Here is a 1,682-nt window from a genome sequence, read left to right on the forward strand (position 1 = left end):
GCGCTCAAGCGGCTCGATCGAGCCATCGGTATGTATTACGACGACGGTGAAACCGTCGACGAGGTCAACGGCCCCTGATCTGCGATCGTCTGGCAAGGTGGGACGGCCGGTCGCTTACGATGCGCAGGCGACCAGRACACTTGCGCACGCAAGGCCGCGCGAATTTGTCCACCCCCCGGCGCCTTGGGCAACACGCCATGTGGCGGCCGTGAGCCAGAGACTTTTTTGTCCTCGCATCGTGAGGCCGGTGTTTGAAATCAATGACTTGGCGTCGACCCGAGGCAGGCCTGCTCCTTGCAACCTTCAGTCGAGACGCTTGGCAATCATGGTCGATATGAAGAACGTACTTGTGATGGTTGAAGGGCTGGCGGATTGGCCTCCACTCTACTGTGGATGCCGTTGCGCTCGAGCAAGTGCATATTGCATGAGCCTTGGATCAGCGGACTTCCTTCGGCAACCGATGAACCAAAACCTCTAGGCTGAGGCTTCCGGCAGACTGAACGTACGACCAACTTTCCCAACGAAAGGGGGACTGTCATGGCGCTCACAAAAATCGACGCTTACGAAGTGATGTATTCGGCAAACAAATTTGCGCCCCGAATCTGGTTGAAAGCGAACAGCAAATACATCGGACAACTCATCTTTCAGCCCAACGGGGCGGCATTGCCTGTGGATAGCATGTCAGGTGGTCAAGTTAACCTGTATTACCACCACGATGACTACCAGAACGCCATTGACCTTCTTCGAAACGAGAGTCCTATGTACTTGCTCTATAGCGGCTCAGGTAGCGGGTTCGAGAATGGCATCAAGACCACTGAAGAGGTCATAGGCGAGGGAGAATGAAAGTGAGATTCCTATCCTTACACCGAAATCTGAAGACTCCTTGAAAGGCATTCACACAGGCTGACGTTGGCAGTGTGAGTTGCCGACGCCTGCTTGATTGCCTCGAGCGCACAGGGCCGCCTCTGGCCGGATTCTGACTTGGCCCCGGATGCCATCAACGCCTTGCTTCGTGGCTCCTCGGCGACGGAACCCCCAAGCGGCAGGCTTGGCGACCCACCACCAGATCATGCCCAAATCATGATGACCGTCGCCCAAAGGCGAAGGATTGGGCCAGCCCCAGGCTTGAGCGGAGGCGTAGACAGGCAGTCCGATCATCTTCAGGAGTGTGAGACGGGTGATTGTCCTTTCGGTGAAGAAAGCTTTGGTTCGATCACGCCAGCGCTGAATTGCAATGGGTCTAAGGCACCGTCATCCGGTTCCAGGCGCAGCCGGTGTCGGAACTGCCCCGGACCGCGCGGCTCATGGGCTCATGGTGCCGCGTCGGCGGATTGGCCGGTCGATGCCGCCGATGCGGTGCTGTGCATCAACATGGCGCACATCAGCCCGTGGGAAGCGACGCTCGGGCTGGTCGCGGGCGCGGAGCGGTTGCTGGCCAAGGGCGCGCCGCTGATGCTCTATGGCCAGCATCCCGGAGGAAGGTGCGGCGAAAGTCTTCGCCTTCGTCCATCGGATAGACCGCAAACCGAAGCGGAGGCTGCGCGCCGTGCTCGAGTCGCAAGGCATCCACCCTCGACAGCACATCACGTTCCTGTGTGACGGCGGCGACACCGTGCGCGAGCTTGGCGCCTTCCTGCACCCGCGATCCGAGCACATTCTGGATTGGTTCCACGTCGCCATGC

The 1,682-nt window shown here is 59.1% G+C and carries 1 protein-coding gene and 1 pseudogene; both read left to right on the forward strand.

Annotated features, from left to right (window positions below):
* The first annotated feature begins 537 nt into the window (after positions 1–537).
* Positions 538–843, forward strand: coding sequence for a hypothetical protein (locus AC1D2E_RS35750; protein WP_478201780.1), 306 nt, complete (start codon positions 538–540; stop codon positions 841–843).
* 616 nt (positions 844–1,459) lie between these two features.
* Positions 1,460–1,682, forward strand: a pseudogene (locus AC1D2E_RS35755) (ISKra4 family transposase); the annotation flags it as partial.

It is taken from the genome of Variovorax sp. P1_H2 (genome assembly GCF_056405295.1).